Source organism: Nocardioides albus (assembly GCF_014648255.1).
In the GTDB taxonomy this organism is placed as follows: Bacteria; Actinomycetota; Actinomycetes; order Propionibacteriales; family Nocardioidaceae; genus Nocardioides; species Nocardioides albus.
Genome location: NZ_BMQT01000015.1, coordinates 20,075 through 35,824, shown reverse-complemented (window position 1 = coordinate 35,824; position 15,750 = coordinate 20,075). Strand labels below are relative to the sequence as shown.

Below are 15,750 nucleotides of genomic sequence, written 5' to 3'. Positions count from 1 at the left end.
CTGTTGTGCCAACTGTGGGCTGAGAACGTCAGCCTTTGACGCCGCCTTGGGTGAAGCCGTTGACGATGTGGCGCTGGAGGATCGCGAAGACGAGGAGGATCGGCAGCAGCACCATCACCGTGCCGGCCATCAGCACCCCGAACGAGCTGGCCGCAGACTCGCTGTTCTGCAGCAGCGTCAGGCCGCGCGGCAGCGTCATCATCTCCGGATCGGTGATGATGATCAGCGGCCACAGATAGTCGTTCCACTCGTAGACCACGCTGACCAGAGCCACGGTCGCGATCGACGGCAGCGACATCGGCACCACGCAGTGCCACAACCGCCGCCAGTGGCCGGCGCCGTCGAGATGGGCTGCCTCGATCACCTCATAGGGCAGCTGCATGAACGCCTGGCGCAGCAGGAACGTACCGAAGCCGGTGCCGAGTCCCGGCAGGATCAAGCCCCAGTAGGTGTTCTCGCCGCCGAGGCCGCTGATGAAGACGTAGTTGGGCAGGGCGGTGACCTGCGGCGGCACCATCATCGTGGCGAGCACGCCCCAGAAGACGTACTTCTTGCCGGGAAACTCGCAGAAGACCAAGCCGTACGCCGTCAGGATCGCCAGCAGCACCTTCAGTCCCGCCCCGACGACCGTGACGATGCCGGAGTTGAGGAAGAGCCGGCCGAAGGGAACCTTCTGCGCGGCCTCGGAGTAGTTCTCCGGCTTCCAGACCTCGGGGAAGACGATCAGGTCGGTCGTCGCCAGATCGCTGGGGCCCTTGAAGGACGCCAGCAACATGTAGCCCAGCGGCAGCACCACGACGAGCACCGCGAGCAGCAGCACCAGGTAGTCACGTACGGTCAACGGCGTCAGCCGCACTCGCCGCGAGGGAGCAGTTGCGTTCATCGGTAGTGGACCCGCCTCTCCACGACGATCAGCTGGATGAGCGTGAGCACGACGAGAATCGCGAAGAGCACGGTCGAGAGCATCGCGGAGTAGCCCGCCTGGCTCTGCTCCTTGAAGCCCGTCAGATAGGCATCGAAGATCAGCGTTCGGGAGCCGCGGCCGAGCTTGTCCATCGCGATCAGCAGGTCGAAGGCCTGCAGGCTGCTGAGGATCGTGGTGACCATCAGGAAGAACGTGGTCGGCGACAGCAGCGGCACCGTCACCGTGAAGAACCGCCGCACCGGTCCGGCGCCGTCGAGATCGGCCGCCTCCAGCAGCTCGGCCGGGACGGCCTGCAGGCCGGCGAGGTAGACGACCGCGGCGTACCCGAGGTTCTTCCAGACGTAGACGATGATCACCATCGTCAGCGTCCACGGGGGCGAGTTGATCCACTCCGGGCTGTTCAGTCCGATATCGCGCAGGATCGCGGAGAGCGCGCCGATGTTGGGATCGAAGATGTAGAGCCAGGCGAGCCCGACCCCGTAACCGGAGAGGATGTACGGGGCGAAGACCGTGGCCTGCGCGAAACCCGCGCCCGGGAGCTTGCGGTTGAGCGCCAGTGCCACGCCGAGACCGAGCGCGAGGGTGAAGCCGACCGTCGCGACGGTGAAGATCGCCGTCGTGGTCAGCACCTTGCTCGCCTCACCCGAGGCGAAGAACTCTCTGTAGTTGCCCAGCCCGACCGGCGTCGCGAACTTCGAGCCCAGCGTCCAGTTGAGGGTCGAGTAGTAGATGTTCTGGAAGAGCGGCCGATAGGTGAAGACCACGATCAGCGCAACGTTGGGCAGCACGAAAGCCAGAAAGGTCAGCCACTCCCGTATGCGTCTTCCCGAGAGTGCCTGACGCGGTCGCTTCACTGTGACTGCCGTCATACCTGGCACGATCGGTGAGTCAAGCCGTTGGGCCGGACCCCGTCAAGTGCAAAACTCTTGATCTCAAGATTTCGTTACCGGAAACTGATCATGAATGTCACGGGATTACCAGGTGAACGGAGCCTGACGAGATCACCCCGACTGCTCAGAGAAGCCAGCGACCGAGCAAGGTGCCGTCGTGCTCGATGAGGGACCCCAAGGACACCGGCACGTCCATGGGCGGCCCCGCCACGATCCGCGGGCCGCTGCCGGCCAGGAGCTTGGGCGTGATCGTGTGGCAGAGCTCGTCGACCAGCCCGGCCTCGATCAGCGACCCGAGGAGGGTCGGTCCGCCCTCACAGAGCACGTGCCGCAGACCCTCCTCGTGCAGGCGGGCGAGGAGCGCCGGAAGGTCGACCTCGAGAGTGCCGGTGACGTAGACGTTCTCCTCGCCGAGCTCGTCGCGGGCCGCGGCCAGGCCCGGTGCCTCGGCCACCGTGGCGAGCCGGACGGAGCCAGGCTCGCAGCCGCGGAGGTCGTCGGGGATCCGGCCGCGGCGCGAGACGATGACGATCGGCGCTCGCGCGGCTCCGTACGTCTCGGTGTTGGCGGTCCCCGCCCCGACCAGGACCACGTCGGCGAGGTCGCGCAAGGCGTGGAAGACATCGACGTCGACGGCGTTGTTGACCGTGCCGGAGCGGCCGTCGGAGCCGGTCGCCGCACCGTCGAGGGAACTGACCATGTTGACGCGCAGCCACGGGAGGCGCGGTGGCGCGTAGATGGCGCGCAAGCCGTCGGGGGTGGTCGGGTCGCCGTCACCGTGCAGGAGGATCACCCTGCCCACGTTAGGCGCTGGGTGATGCGGCTATCTTCTTCGCATGAGTTGGTTGGTTACCGGAGGCGCGGGCTACATCGGATCGCACGTCGTACAGGCGCTGCTCGACGCAGGCCTCGAGCCGGTGGTCCTCGACGACCTGTCGTCCGGGTTCGCGAAGTTCGTGCCCGACAACGTCACCCTGGTCGAGGCATCCCTGCTCGACAGGTCAGCGGTCGAGCAGGCGATCGGCGACAACGGCGTCGAGGGCGTCATCCACCTCGCCGGCTTCAAGTATGCCGGGGTGTCGGTGCAGAGGCCGCTGCACACGTACGCGCAGAACGTCACCGGCACCGCCAACCTCCTCGAGGCGATGGCGGCCACCGGTGTGGACCAGATCGTCTTCTCCTCCTCAGCCGCGACCTTCGGGACGCCCGACGTCGACCTGGTCACCGAGACCACCCCGACCAACCCGGAGAGCCCCTACGGCGAGTCGAAGCTGATCGGCGAGTGGCTGATCGCCGACGTGGCTCGCGCGGAGGGGCTCACCCACACCAGCCTGCGCTACTTCAACGTGGTCGGCTCCGGGAGCAAGGACCTCTACGACACCAGCCCCCACAACCTCTTCCCGCTGGTCTTCGACGCCCTGGCCAAGGGCAAGACGCCCCAGATCAACGGCGACGACTACCCGACGCCCGACGGCACCTGCGTACGCGACTACGTGCACGTCTCCGACCTCGCCCACTCCCACGTGGTCGCCGCCAAGCGGCTGGCGGAGGGCAAGGACCTCGAGCCGGTCTACAACCTGGGCTCGGGCGAGGGTTCCTCGGTCCGTCAGATCATGGACACGATCCGTGAGGTGACCGGCATCGAGTTCGAGCCCGTCATCAACCCGCGCCGCCCCGGTGACCCCGCTCGCATCGTCGCCACCGGCGAGCTCGCCCGTCGCGACCTGGACTGGAAGATGCGCCACGACCTGCGCTCCATGGTCGCCACCGCCTGGGAGGCCCGTCAGGCCGCAGGCGCCGACTACCCCAGCTGACCCGCTCTCGCCGAGACGTCACCCCGGTCGGCCGAGTTGGCACTCGTTTGCCGTCTCGGCCGACGTACGTGACGTCTCGGCCGACGTACGTGACGTCTCGGCCGACGTACGTGACGTCTCGGCAAATCGAAGACGGCCCGCTCTTTCGAGCGGGCCGTCTTCGGTAGAGAGCCTGGATCAGGCCTTCTTGGCAGCCGTCTTCTTGGCGGGGGCCTTCTTGGCGGGGGCCGGCTTCGCAGCCGGAGCGGCCTCGGCCTCGGGGGCCTCGGTCTTCGGAGCCTCGGCCTTGGGAGCCTCAGCCTTGGGGGTCTCAGCCTTGGGGGTCTCAGCCTTGGGGGCCTCGGCCGCCTCGGACTTCTTGAACTTCGCGACGAAGGTCTCACCGCGGGTGGCGAGCTTGTCGTAGGTGCCGGTCGCGCTGTCGGTGGTCTCGTCGAGCTTGGACTTGACGGTCACCTTGAGCTTCTCGGGAAGGACGGTGTACTGCTCCTTGGCCAGGGCCGGGAGCGTCTTCGGGTTGAAGCCGGTCACGGTGGTCTTGGCGGCGGTGGCCTTCTCGGTCGCCTTGGAGCGGGCGTCGGTCAGCTTGGTGGTCGCCTCGGAGCGGTAGCCGTCGACCCGCTTCTGGAGGTCGGTCGCGTAGCCCTTGACGGTCTCGTAGGCGAGGTCGGCGACACCGGCGACGGCGTTGAGGGGCTTGGTGGTCTCAATCTTGGGCAGGGTGGGCATCTGGGTTCTCCTCAGGATGGGGTTCTTCGGCAATTTCATCGGCGGCCGGCGCATCGTCGGTGACACGACTGTTAAGAGCGAGGAACGAGTGATAGACGTCGAGCAGCGAGTGCTTCTGCCGCTCGGTCAGGCTCGGGTCGGCGAGCACCGCGAGCTCCACAGACCCGCCGACGTTGGAGTCGGGGCTGAGGATCCCGGCACGGACATAGACCTGCTCCGCGGAGATACGCAGCGCCTTGGCGATCTGCTGGAGGACCTCAGCCGATGGCTTGCGCAGACCGCGCTCGATCTGGCTGAGGTAGGGGTTGGACACGCCTGCTTGGTCGGCGAGCTGACGCAGAGACATCTCGGCCGAGATCCGCTGTTCCCTCAGATACTCGCCGAGCGTGCCGACCGCACTCGTGACCTTGCTCTTGACCATGCCTCCAGTGTGCTAACAATTGCTAGCAAACACAAGTCCTGGGCAACCGAAGTGACACACATCACCCACTAGTTGCGTCATCAACCAGCGAAAACGTGCGCGCGACCGACTCGTCGATCTCGCTAGCAACCGCTAGCAGATCACAGCAGTGCGCGGATCTCTCCGACCCGGCGCCCGCCGCCGAGGATCGGCGCGTCACCCGTCGATCGCACCGCGTCGGCGTCGACCCCGTCGAGGTCACCGACCCCGTCCCGCAGCAGGGCAGCGGCCATCACGACCGGTCGCGCCCGGTCGCCGCCGTCGTCGGCCTTCAAGGCCCAAGCGCGGCCGTCGGGCAGTGCGACCGCGTAGACCGCCTCCGCACCCAGCTTGCCGATCAGACCGGGTACGGCCCGGTGCAGCGCCACCTCGTCGCGCGTCGTGCCCGAGACGTACTCGGGGTGGGAGCGAATCGCGTCGGCGACCCGCGCAGCCGGACCGTCGACCGCGGCGGCGATGGTCGAGAACGCCCGCGCGAGCCCGGTCAGGGACGTGGACAGCGCAGGTGCGCCGCAGCCGTCGACCGTGACGTACGCGGCCTCGCCGGTGCAGGCCTCGAACACCTCCTGGATCCCCACCTGGAGCGGGTGCTCGGGATCGAGATAGCCCTCGAGCGGCCAGCCGGCCGTGACGCAGGTGGCGAGCATCGCGGCGTGCTTGCCGGAACAGTTCATCGCCAGCCGGGTCTTCGGCTCGCCGCGACGCAACGCTTCCTCCCGCGCCTCCACCCCGAAGGGATAGTCCTCGATGTTGCCGAGCGCAGACTCGTCCAGGCCGACGGTGGCGAGGATGCGGCGTACGCCTTCTTGGTGGATCGACTCTCCCGAGTGGGAGGCACAGGCGAGGGCGAGCAGTTCGGGCGGCAGGTCGAGGCCGAGGATCGCCATCGCGAGGGCCTGGACGGGCTTGGTGGAAGACCGCGGCAGGATCTGCGAGTCGACATCACCGAGCGACCATCCGACGGTGCCGTCGGCAGCCAGGGCGACGGCGGACCCGTGGTGGTGTCCCTCGACGAAGTCGGAGCGGATGATCTCGGCGAACGGCACGGGTGCTGGCATGAGGGCGAGACTATGTGAGAGTTGCCCCGTGCTCGCCGACCTCCTCACCCAAGAAGCGCTCAGCGTGCTCGTGGTCAGCTTCGGCATCGGCATCGTCGTAGGGTTGACCGGCATGGGCGGTGGCGCCCTGATGACGCCAGCGCTGATCTTCCTCGGGGTTCCCCCGACGACGGCCGTCGCCAACGACCTCGTCGCCGCCTCGGTCAACAAGTCGGTGGGCGCTGCGGTGCACTGGCGCCACGGCTCCCCCAACATCCGGCTGGCGACGTACCTGGTCATCGGCTCGGTGCCCTTCGCCTTCCTGGGCACCTTCGTGCACAAGCTGGCGCCGGGCGACACCGACCACTTCCTCAAGCTCATCCTCGGCGGGGCGCTGCTGTTCGCGGCGGCGTCCTACATGTTCCGGATGTATCTCCAGCTGCGCCTGGTCACCGGCGGCAACGAGGCTCCCGAGGAAGATCCCCGCCTGAAGCCGCTGCTCACCATCGTCATCGGCGCGCTCGGCGGCCTTCTGGTCGGCATCACCTCGGTCGGCTCCGGCTCGGTCATCATGATCGCGTTGCTGCTGGTCTACCCGACCCTCTCCGCCGTCAAGCTGGTCGGCACCGACCTGGTCCAGGCGGTTCCTCTCGTCCTGGCCGCCGCGATCGGGCAGGTGATCAACCACGGCGTCGAGTGGGCGGTGCTGATCCCGCTCATCCTCGGCGGAACCCCGGGCACCTTCCTCGGCTCCCGGATGGCGCGCTGGGTCTCCCAGTCGGTCATCCGCCGCGGCATCGTCATCATGCTGACGCTCTCCGGCGCCAAGATGCTCGGTGCCGACGCGACGTTCCTGCTGTTCCTGGGCGGCGGGATGCTGCTCCTCGGGCCGCTCCTGTGGGGCTTCATCCGCCAGTCGCGCGGCCTGGCCGCCTTCGACAACAACGCCGCCGCCTGGCGGCTGCCGGAGCGTTCGGACAAGTAGGGCTGTCGCCGGTCGAGCCGCCGGAGCCGCTAGGCGGAGGCGTGTCGAGACCAACACAGTCCTGTCGAGCGCCGAGGGGACTGTGTTGGTCTCGACACGCTCGGCCGCAGGTGGCCTCGCGGCTCGACCAGCGGGGTGTCAGGACTTGAGGTAGCGGCGCAGGGCGTCGAGGTGGTCGTCGGGCTCGAAGCCGGTTGCGGTGAGCTTGTCGAGGGACATCACTGAGTTGAGCGGTCGCGGAGCGACGCCCTCCTTGCCCGCGAAGTAGGCCTCGGTCGAAGTGGAGCCCACATCGGCCCGGTCCCGCCCCGACAGCGAGAACACTTCGGCGGCGATGTCCCGCCACGAGCACGGGTCACCGGCGTTGGTGCAGTTGTAGACCCCGTACGCAGCCTCGGACCGCAGCAGGTGAGCGGTGGCCGCGGCGAGGGTGTCGGTGAAGGTGAGCCGGCCGATCTGGTCGTCCACCACGGTGGGCGAGACCCCCTTCTCGGCGAGAGCCGCCATGGTGCGTACGAAGTTCTTGCCGTCGCCGACGACCCAGGAGGTGCGCAGGATGTAGTGGCGAGGGGCACCGGCGACGGCGATGTCACCGGCAGCCTTGGACTGGGCGTAGACGCCGAGGGGCGAGACCGGCTCGTCCTCGGTGTGCTCGGTGGCGGTGCCGTCGAAGACGTACTCGGTGGAGTAGTGCACCAGGGTCAGCCGGTGCTCGGTCGCCACCCGGGCGAGCAGCGCGGGAGCGGTCGCGTTGGCGGCCCAGGCGGTGCGCCGGCCGTCGGCGGTCTCGGCGACGTCGACGGCGGTGTAGGCGGCGGCGTTGAGGATGAGCTGGTAGTCGGGCCAGGGCCAGGCCGCGACCGCCTTCTCGTCGGAGATGTCGAGCTCGCCGAGGTCGACCGCGTCCGCGTCCGGGAAGACCGACACGAGGGCCCGGCCGAGCTGGCCGTTGGCGCCGATGATCAGGGTCTTCTTCGGCTTCATCGGGGTGATCTCGGCCAGGCGCGGGTTGGCCCTGTCCTTCTCGGAGATCTCGGCGGAGTCCAGCGGGATCGGCCACGCGATCGCGGCGGTCTCGTCGGCGAGGTTGAGCGCCGGGTAGGCGAACCCGGGACGCCAGTGGTCGTTGACCAGGTAGGAGTAGACCGTGCGGTCCTCCAGCGCCTGGTAGGAGTTGCCCACCCCGCGCGGGACGAAGACCGCGGTCTCCGGGCCGAGCTCGATCGAGAAGGTCGTCCCGAACGACGACCCCTCACGCATGTCGACCCACGCCGCGAAGACCCGCCCGCACGCGACGGAGACGAACTTGTCCCACGGCTCGGTGTGGATGCCCCGGGTCGCGCCGCGGGAGGCGTTGAAGGACATGTTGTTCTGCACCGGCCCGAAGTCGGGGAGCCCCAGCTCCACCATCTTCTCGCGCTGCCAGTTCTCCTTGAACCAGCCGCGGGCGTCGCCGTGCACGGGCAGGTGCGCTACCAGCAGACCCGGGATCGGGGTCTGCTCGATGGTCAGATCCGGCACGAGATCACTGCCCCTTCGCGGCGTACTTGGCTTCGGTCTCGTGCTTTAGCGGCGACCACCAGGCCTCGTTCTCCTGGTACCACGAGATCGTCGCGGCCAGGCCCTTGTCGAAGTCCTGGTATTTCGGCTCCCAGCCGAGCTCGCTGCGCAGCTTGCCGGACTCGATGGCGTAGCGGCGGTCGTGGCCGGCGCGGTCGGTGACCCACTCGATGTCGTCCTCGGGACGTCCGAAGTGACGAAGGATCGCGCGGACGACGTCGACGTTGGACTTCTCGCCGTCGGCGCCGATCAGGTAGGTCTCCCCGATCCGGCCCTTCTCCAGGATCGTCCAGACCGCCGAGGAGTGATCCTCGGTGTGGATCCAGTCCCGCACGTTGAGTCCGTCCCCGTAGACGCGCGGCCGGCGCCCCTCGATCACCTCGGTGATCTGGCGCGGGATGAACTTCTCGACGTGCTGCCACGGGCCGTAGTTGTTGGAGCAGTTGGAGATCGTCGCGCGTACGCCGAAGGAGCGCACCCAGGCACGTACGAGGTGGTCGGAGCCGGCCTTGGTGGCCGAGTAGGGCGAGGACGGCTGGTAGGGCGTGTCTTCGGTGAACCGCTTCGGAGCATCGAGGTCGAGGTCGCCGTAGACCTCGTCGGTGGAGACGTGGTGGAACCGCACGTCATGCTTCCGGACCGCCTCGAGAAGGATGAAGGTGCCGACGATGTTCGTCTGCACGAACGGCGCCGGGTCGGAGAGCGAGTTGTCGTTGTGCGACTCGGCCGCGTAGTGCACCACCGCGTCCGACTCCGCCACCAGCGACTCGACCACCGCGGCGTCCGCGATGTCGCCGACCACGAGCTTCACTCGGTCTCCAGGCAGCCCCGCCAGCGACGCCTCCGAGGAGGCATAGGTCAGCTTGTCGAGCACCGTCACGTACGCATCGGTGTTGGCCACGAGGTGGTGTACGAAGTTGGAGCCGATGAACCCGGCGCCGCCCGTCACAAGAATCCGTCTCACCGGTTCATCGTAGGCAGAATTAACCACGCGGTGGTTGCCGCGCCTCGGCGGGTTCCCTAGAACGTGGGGTGAACATCCGTAGGATCAACGAACCATGAAGGGCATCATTCTTGCCGGCGGCACCGGCTCACGTCTGCACCCGATCACGCTCGCGATCAGCAAGCAGCTGATGCCGATCTACGACAAGCCGATGATCTACTACCCGCTGACCACGCTGATGCTGGCCGGGATCCGGGACATCCTGGTGATCACGACGCCGCACGAGGCCTCCGGGTTCCACCGGCTCCTGGGCGACGGCAGCCACCTCGGCGTCAACATCAGCTACGCCGAGCAGCCCTCTCCCGACGGCCTCGCCCAGGCGTTCACGATCGGTGCCGACGTCGGCTTCCTCGAGGAGTCCGAGGACGGTGTCGGTCTGGTGCTGGGCGACAACATCTTCTACGGCCCCGGCCTCGGCACCCAGCTGGCCCGGTTCAAGACGATCTCCGGTGGCGCCGTGTTCGGCTACCGCGTCGCCGACCCGCGCGCGTACGGCGTCGTCGAGTTCGACGAGAACCACAAGGCCGTCTCCTTGGAGGAGAAGCCTGCCGAGCCGAAGAGCCCGTACGCCGTCCCCGGCCTCTACTTCTACGACAGCTCGGTCATCGAGCACGCCCGCAATCTGAAGCCGTCCGCGCGAGGTGAGCTCGAGATCACCGACCTCAACCGGATCTACCTCGAGGCCGGCACCCTCTCGGTCGAGGTGCTGCCGCGCGGCACGGCCTGGCTCGACACCGGCACCCTCGAAGACCTCAACGAGGCCGCCAACTTCATCCGTGCCATCGAGCACCGCCAGGGCACCAAGATCGGCGCCCCCGAAGAGGTCGCCTGGCGCCAGGGCTGGCTCTCCGACGAGAAGCTCTCCGAGCTCGCCCAGCCGCTGCTGAAGAGCGGCTACGGGAAGTACCTGCTCGGGCTGCTGGCCTGAGGTTGGGGTGTAACACGCTGTTACAAGCACTATTCGGTCGTTGTGAACGACCGAATAGTGGGTGTAACAGCGTGTTACAGCTGGCTCAGGCCTCCGCCGCGACAGCTGCCGCCTGCTCGGCCCGGCCGAAGTCGTCCTCGAGGCGGACGATGTCGTCTTCGCCGGTGTAGCCGCCGCGCTGGACCTCGATGATCGAGAGCGGCTCGTCGGTCTCGTTGCAGATCCGGTGGGCCTGGCCGACGGCGACGTCGACCGACTCTCCCGGGCCGGCGATGGTGGTCACGCCGTCGATGACGCAGGTCGCCTTGCCGTAGATGACCACCCAGTGCTCGGAGCGGTGGGTGTGGGTCTGGTAGGAGAGGCGGCTGTGCGGGAGCACCTCGATCCGCTTGACCTTGTAGCCCGGACCGACGTCGATGACGTGCCACGAACCCCAGGGGCGGGTCTCGGAGTCACCAGCCATGATGTTGCCTCATTCCTAGACACTGAGCAGAAGACGCGACCCTAACTGTACGCATCCGCGCACGGCTCGTTGCGGGCCGATGTTCACCGCTCCGTTACTCGCAGGTCTCCCACGAGAGCCGGACACGGCACCCGAGGTGAGCGTCCCGCGAGCGGACGGAAGGTTCAGTCCCGCCCGTAGATGTCGCGGGTGTAGACCTTGTCGGCGACATCGGCGAGCACCTCGGTACGCCGGTTGGCGATGATCACGTCGGCCCGGCTCTTGAACTCCTCGAGGTCCCTGATGATCTCGGAGTGGAAGAACTCCGGCTCGTCGAGCTCGGGCTCGTAGATGATCACCTCGACGCCCTTGGCCTTGATCCGCTTCATCACTCCCTGGATCGAGGACTCGCGGAAGTTGTCCGAGCCAGACTTCATGATCAGCCGGTAGACGCCGACCACCTTCGGCTCGCGGCGCAGGACGTCGGTGGCGACGAAGTCCTTGCGCGTGGTGTTGGCCTCGACGATCGCCGAGATGAGGTTCTGCGGGACGTCTTGGTAGTTGGCCTGCAGCTGCCGGGTGTCCTTCGGCAGGCAGTAGCCGCCGTAGCCGAAGCTCGGGTTGTTGTAGTGCGACCCGATCCGCGGGTCCAGGCCGACCCCCTCGATGATCTGGGGCGTGTTGAGACCGTGGGTGGCGGCGTAGGTGTCGAGCTCGTTGAAGTAGGCGACCCGCAGCGCCAGGTAGGTGTTGGCGAACAGCTTGATCGCCTCGGCCTCCGTCGCGCCGGTCATCAGGACCGGCACGTCCGGCTCCAGGGAGCCTTCGAGCAGCAGCTCGGCGAACCCCTTCGCGGCCGCGGAGTCGTCGCCGACGACGATGCGGGAGGGGTGCAGGTTGTCGTGGAGCGCCTTGCCCTCGCGGAGGAACTCGGGGCTGAAGAAGAGCGTCGCCTCGGGGTGCTGCGCCCGCTTGGTCGCGATGTAGCCCACCGGGATCGTCGACTTCACCACGATCGCGGCCTCCGGAACATGGTTCACCGCGTCCACGATCACGCCGTCGACGGTGGAGGTGTCGAAGTAGTTCGACGCCTCGTCGTAGTTCGTCGGGGTGGCGACGATGACGTACGCGGCGCCCGCGTAGGCGTCCTCCTTGTCGAGGGTCGCTCGCAGGTCGAGCTCCTTGGTCGCCAGGAAGCTGGTGATCTCGGCGTCCTCGATCGGGGTCTTCCTCGCGTTGACCAGGTCGACCCGCTCCTGGGAGATGTCCAGGACGACGACCTCGTGCTTCTGCGCGAGCAGGACCGCGAGCGACATCCCGACGTATCCCACGCCGACAACGGTGATCTTCATATCGGCACTGTAAGCAGCGGTTGACGACGGGAAACAGCATCACCGCTCGAGCATGTTCCCGTACGGGAACATCACCTAGAGTGTTCACCATGCCGTCGCCGTACCTGACCTCACCGGCCGCCTTCGGGTCGACCGTGCGCTCGGCGCGCCGCCGCGCAGGTCTCACCCAGAGCGACCTGGCCCACCGCGCCGGCGTCGGCCGGCGGTTCGTGGTCGATGTCGAGTCCGGCCATCCACGCGCCGAGCTCGGCAAGGCCCTCGCGCTGCTGGAGGTCCTGGACGTCTATCTCGCACCCGCCCAGCTCTCCTCGATCGCGCCACCCCTGGAGGACGTCGACCTCGACGCCGTCCTGAACCGCTGCCTGACGGGCCCGTGATGCGGGAGCTGTACGCCTTCGCCGGCCGCCGTCACCTCGGCACCTTCCGTCAGGTCGGCGACCGGATCGACTTCACCTACGCCGAGACCGCCGGCCCGACGCCCATCTCGCTCTCCCTCCCCCGCACCGGCCCCGCGGCCCCAGGAGCCGCCCGCGCCTGGCTCGACAACCTGCTCCCGGCCCGGGAGGACGTACGCCGCAGATGGGCGCGCGAGCGAGGGCTCCCGGACACGGAGCCGATGACGCTGCTCGCCTCTTACGGCGACGATCTCCCCGGCGCGGTCTCGCTCACCGCCGACCCCGACCTGCCGTGGCGTCGAGCGCCCCAGCCCGTCGAGGCGCCGCAGCCCGAGATCGCGACCCGGCTCGCGGCACTGCGCAACCAGCCCACCTCGTGGCTCGACCAGCGGGCGCGGCCACGGTTCTCGCTCGGTGGCCATCAGGGCAAGTTCGCGTTGCGGCGGGCTTCGGGGAAGTGGTTCTGGCCGACGTACGAGCACCCGTCGACGCACATCCTGCGACCGACGACCCCCGAGGACGCCGCCGCGGCGATCGCGGACCTGGACCGGTCTCGCGCCGACGGGATCCCCGCCACCCGCACCGAGCCGGTCACCTTCGGCGCGCAGGCCGCCCTGGTCGCGGAGCGCTGGGACCGGCTCGGGGGCCAGCGCATCCATGCCGAGACGATCCGGCAGGCGCTCGGTCGCCGGCCGAGCGAGGACGTCGACCCCGGCGGCGTACGCGACCTGTTCGTGCACCTCGGGCTGACGCATCCGCCGGCCGGCGACCTCGACCGGATCGCCTTCCTGCTGGCCGGCGACCGGGCCGTCGTGGCGCCTCGTCACTAGGCGTCCGAGCTGTCCATCTCACCGTGCGAGTGGTGCTTCCATGGAGGGCCGAGAGGCTGCGTACACTCGCAATCCCGCCCACGCGGGGGTTGGGACATTTCGCCGTGCCGTGGAAGCCGCCACTAGCATGGGCGCCTCAACCTGACGGAGAGGTCCTCTGGTTCCGTAATGACTGCAACACACGCCGACTACCGGCTCAGCCAGCTCGACCAGCTGGAAGCCGAGTCGATCCACATCTTTCGCGAGGCCGCGGCAGAGTTCGAGAAGCCTGTCCTGATGTTCTCGGGCGGCAAGGACAGCATCGTGATGCTGCGACTTGCGGAGAAGGCTTTCTTCCCTGCCAAGATCCCGTTCCCTGTTCTTCAGATCGACAACGGTCTCGACTTCCCCGAGGTCGCCGAGACCCGTGACCGCTGGGTGCAGCGGCTCGGGGTGCGCCTGGTGATCGCCAGCATCGACGACGCCATCGCCCGCGGCATCGTCGTCGACGACGGCAAGACCTCGCGCAACCGCCTGCAGACCCCCACGCTGCTCAACGCGATCGAGGAGAACGGCTTCACCGCCGCCTTCGGTGGCGGTCGCCGCGACGAGGAGAAGGCCCGCGCCAAGGAGCGCGTCTACTCCCACCGCGACGAGTTCGGCCAGTGGGACCCGAAGATGCAGCGTCCCGAGCTCTGGTCGCTCTACAACGGCCGCCTGCACGAGGGCGAGCACATGCGGATCTTCCCGATCTCCAACTGGACCGAGCTGGACATCTGGGACTACATCGGCCGCGAGGGCATCGAGATCCCGCAGGTCTACTTCGCGCACCAGCGCCGTGTCTTCGAGCGCGACGGCATGCTGCTGACCGAGACCCCGCTCAACCCGCTGCGCGAGGGCGAGGTCGTCACCGAGCGCACCGTCCGTTACCGCACCTGCGGTGACATGACGCTGACCGGTTGCGTCGAGTCGACCGCTTCCACCATCCCCGAGATCATCGAGGAGGTCGCCGCCGCCCGGGTCACCGAGCGCGGCGCGACCCGCGGTGACGACAGGTTCTCCGAGGCAGCCATGGAGGACCGCAAGAAGGAAGGCTACTTCTGATGGCCATGGATCTGCTGCGGTTCGCGACCGCGGGCTCCGTCGACGACGGCAAGTCCACGCTCATCGGCCGGCTGCTGTTCGACTCGAAGTCGATCTTCACCGACCAGCTCGAGTCGGTCGAGAAGACCTCCCAGGACAAGGGCCACGGCTACGTGGACCTCTCGCTGCTGACCGACGGGCTGCGCTCCGAGCGCGAGCAGGGCATCACCATCGACGTGGCCTACCGCTACTTCGCGACGCCCAACCGCAAGTTCATCATCGCCGACACCCCGGGCCACGTGCAGTACACGCGCAACATGGTCACCGGTGCCTCCACCGCCGACCTCGGCCTGGTGCTCGTCGACGCTCGTCACGGCCTCACCGAGCAGTCGCGCCGCCACGCGGTGCTGCTCTCGCTGCTGCGTGTGCCCCACCTGGTCCTGTGCATCAACAAGATGGACCTCGTGGACTACTCCCAGGAGGTCTACAACAAGATCTCTGCTGAGTTCACCGCGTTCGCGACCAAGCTCAACATCCCGGACCTCGAGGTCATCCCGATCTCGGCGCTCCAGGGCGACAACGTGGTGACCCGCTCGACCAGCATGGACTGGTACTCCGGCCCGACGCTGATCCACCACCTCGAGCACGTCCACGTCGCCTCCGACCGCGACCTGGTCGACGTGCGCCTTCCGGTGCAGTACGTCATCCGGCCGAAGTCCGACGATCACCACGACTACCGCGGCTACGCGGGCCAGGTCGCCGGTGGCGTGCTCAAGCCGGGCGACGAGGTCATGGTGCTTCCCTCCGGGATGACCAGCAAGATCGCCGGGATCGACCTGTTCGACAAGGAGATCCCCGAGGCGTTCCCGCCGATGTCGGTGACCGTGCGGCTCGAGGACGACGTCGACGTCAGCCGCGGCGACATGATCTCGCGGGTCAAGAACGCGCCCGAGCCGAGCCAGGACATCGACGCGATGATCTGCTGGATGACCAACGCTCCGCTGCGTCCGCGGCAGAAGCTGGCCATCAAGCACACCTCCAACTCGGCACGAGCGCTGATCAAGGACATCCAGTACCGCCTGGACGTCAACAGCCTCCACCGCGACCTGGAGACCAAGGAGCTCGGTCTCAACGAGATCGGCCGCGTCCAGCTGCGCACCACCAAGCCGCTGCTGTGCGACCCCTACTCGAAGAACCGCACCACCGGCTCCTTCATCCTCATCGACGAGGCGACCGGCGTCACCGTCGGCGCGGGCATGATCAACGACTGATCGGTTTCGTACGAAGCGGCGGCTCCCGACTCGGGAGCCGCCGCTTCGCGTCTGGCGGCGCGCATTC

Annotated in this window: 17 protein-coding genes; 7 read left to right on the top strand and 10 right to left on the bottom strand. The window is 67.8% G+C overall.

Going from position 1 to position 15,750, the window contains the following annotated elements:
• Nucleotides 1-28: 28 nt before the first annotated feature.
• From IEY84_RS24790 to IEY84_RS24780, 3 genes are all read right to left on the bottom strand, one after another.
• Nucleotides 29-883, bottom strand: coding sequence for a carbohydrate ABC transporter permease (locus IEY84_RS24790; protein WP_183550325.1), 855 nt, complete (start codon nt 881-883; stop codon nt 29-31).
• Nucleotides 880-1,713 (bottom strand): carbohydrate ABC transporter permease, encoded by an 834-nt coding sequence (locus IEY84_RS24785; protein ID WP_229788985.1) that lies wholly within the window; start codon nt 1,711-1,713, stop codon nt 880-882. The genes IEY84_RS24790 and IEY84_RS24785 overlap by 4 nt, the downstream gene beginning before the upstream one ends.
• A gap of 226 nt (nt 1,714-1,939) precedes the next feature.
• Nucleotides 1,940-2,608, bottom strand: coding sequence for a dihydrofolate reductase family protein (locus IEY84_RS24780; protein ID WP_183550331.1), 669 nt, complete (start codon nt 2,606-2,608; stop codon nt 1,940-1,942).
• A gap of 43 nt (nt 2,609-2,651) precedes the next feature.
• On the opposite strand from IEY84_RS24780, the gene galE reads away from it, so the two are divergent.
• The gene (gene galE / locus IEY84_RS24775; RefSeq protein ID WP_183550336.1) at nt 2,652-3,629 is read left to right on the top strand and encodes a UDP-glucose 4-epimerase GalE; all 978 of its coding nucleotides are present in this window, start codon (nt 2,652-2,654) and stop codon (nt 3,627-3,629) included.
• Between the two features lie 177 nt (nt 3,630-3,806).
• On the opposite strand, the gene IEY84_RS24770 is transcribed toward galE, so the two are convergent.
• From IEY84_RS24770 to IEY84_RS24760, 3 genes are all read right to left on the bottom strand, one after another.
• Entirely contained in the window at nt 3,807-4,358 is a 552-nt protein-coding gene (locus IEY84_RS24770) for a hypothetical protein (RefSeq protein WP_183550339.1), read from the bottom strand.
• Complete coding sequence (locus IEY84_RS24765; RefSeq protein ID WP_183550342.1) at nt 4,336-4,779, bottom strand: helix-turn-helix domain-containing protein; 444 nt, start codon at nt 4,777-4,779, stop codon at nt 4,336-4,338. The genes IEY84_RS24770 and IEY84_RS24765 overlap by 23 nt, the downstream gene beginning before the upstream one ends.
• 140 nt (nt 4,780-4,919) lie before the next feature.
• Nucleotides 4,920-5,876, bottom strand: a complete 957-nt coding sequence (locus IEY84_RS24760; protein WP_183550345.1) for an asparaginase — start codon at nt 5,874-5,876, stop codon at nt 4,920-4,922.
• A gap of 28 nt (nt 5,877-5,904) precedes the next feature.
• Here IEY84_RS24760 and IEY84_RS24755 point away from each other — a divergent pair, with 28 nt between their 5' ends.
• Nucleotides 5,905-6,840, top strand: coding sequence for a sulfite exporter TauE/SafE family protein (locus IEY84_RS24755; RefSeq protein WP_183550348.1), 936 nt, complete (start codon nt 5,905-5,907; stop codon nt 6,838-6,840).
• Nucleotides 6,841-6,978: 138 nt separating this feature from the next.
• On the opposite strand, the gene IEY84_RS24750 is transcribed toward IEY84_RS24755, so the two are convergent.
• Both IEY84_RS24750 and rfbB read right to left on the bottom strand, forming a co-directional pair.
• Complete coding sequence (locus tag IEY84_RS24750) at nt 6,979-8,361, bottom strand: sugar nucleotide-binding protein (protein ID WP_183550351.1); 1,383 nt, start codon at nt 8,359-8,361, stop codon at nt 6,979-6,981.
• A gap of 4 nt (nt 8,362-8,365) precedes the next feature.
• A complete protein-coding gene (rfbB, locus tag IEY84_RS24745; protein ID WP_183550354.1) occupies nt 8,366-9,364 on the bottom strand; it encodes a dTDP-glucose 4,6-dehydratase in 999 nt (332 codons plus the stop codon).
• Nucleotides 9,365-9,458: 94 nt separating this feature from the next.
• Here rfbB and rfbA point away from each other — a divergent pair, with 94 nt between their 5' ends.
• Nucleotides 9,459-10,331, top strand: coding sequence for a glucose-1-phosphate thymidylyltransferase RfbA (gene rfbA / locus IEY84_RS24740; protein WP_183550357.1), 873 nt, complete (start codon nt 9,459-9,461; stop codon nt 10,329-10,331).
• Nucleotides 10,332-10,416: 85 nt separating this feature from the next.
• Here the strand turns inward: rfbA and IEY84_RS24735 are convergent, their stop codons facing one another.
• Both IEY84_RS24735 and IEY84_RS24730 read right to left on the bottom strand, forming a co-directional pair.
• The gene (locus tag IEY84_RS24735) at nt 10,417-10,794 is read right to left on the bottom strand and encodes a phosphomannose isomerase type II C-terminal cupin domain (RefSeq protein ID WP_183550360.1); all 378 of its coding nucleotides are present in this window, start codon (nt 10,792-10,794) and stop codon (nt 10,417-10,419) included.
• Nucleotides 10,795-10,958: 164 nt separating this feature from the next.
• Complete coding sequence (locus IEY84_RS24730) at nt 10,959-12,125, bottom strand: nucleotide sugar dehydrogenase (RefSeq protein ID WP_183550375.1); 1,167 nt, start codon at nt 12,123-12,125, stop codon at nt 10,959-10,961.
• Nucleotides 12,126-12,214: 89 nt separating this feature from the next.
• Here IEY84_RS24730 and IEY84_RS24725 point away from each other — a divergent pair, with 89 nt between their 5' ends.
• The 4 genes from IEY84_RS24725 (at nt 12,215) to IEY84_RS24710 (ending at nt 15,683) form a co-directional block, all read left to right on the top strand.
• On the top strand, nt 12,215-12,502 hold the full coding sequence (locus IEY84_RS24725) for a helix-turn-helix transcriptional regulator (protein WP_183550378.1): 288 nt from the start codon (nt 12,215-12,217) through the stop codon (nt 12,500-12,502).
• A complete protein-coding gene (locus IEY84_RS24720) occupies nt 12,502-13,350 on the top strand; it encodes a HipA N-terminal domain-containing protein (RefSeq protein ID WP_183550381.1) in 849 nt (282 codons plus the stop codon). Before IEY84_RS24725 ends, IEY84_RS24720 begins: the two co-directional genes overlap by 1 nt.
• A gap of 168 nt (nt 13,351-13,518) precedes the next feature.
• On the top strand, nt 13,519-14,433 hold the full coding sequence (gene cysD, locus IEY84_RS24715; protein WP_183550384.1) for a sulfate adenylyltransferase subunit CysD: 915 nt from the start codon (nt 13,519-13,521) through the stop codon (nt 14,431-14,433).
• On the top strand, nt 14,433-15,683 hold the full coding sequence (locus tag IEY84_RS24710; protein ID WP_221209197.1) for a sulfate adenylyltransferase subunit 1: 1,251 nt from the start codon (nt 14,433-14,435) through the stop codon (nt 15,681-15,683). The genes cysD and IEY84_RS24710 overlap by 1 nt, the downstream gene beginning before the upstream one ends.
• The last annotated feature ends 67 nt before the right edge of the window (nt 15,684-15,750 follow it).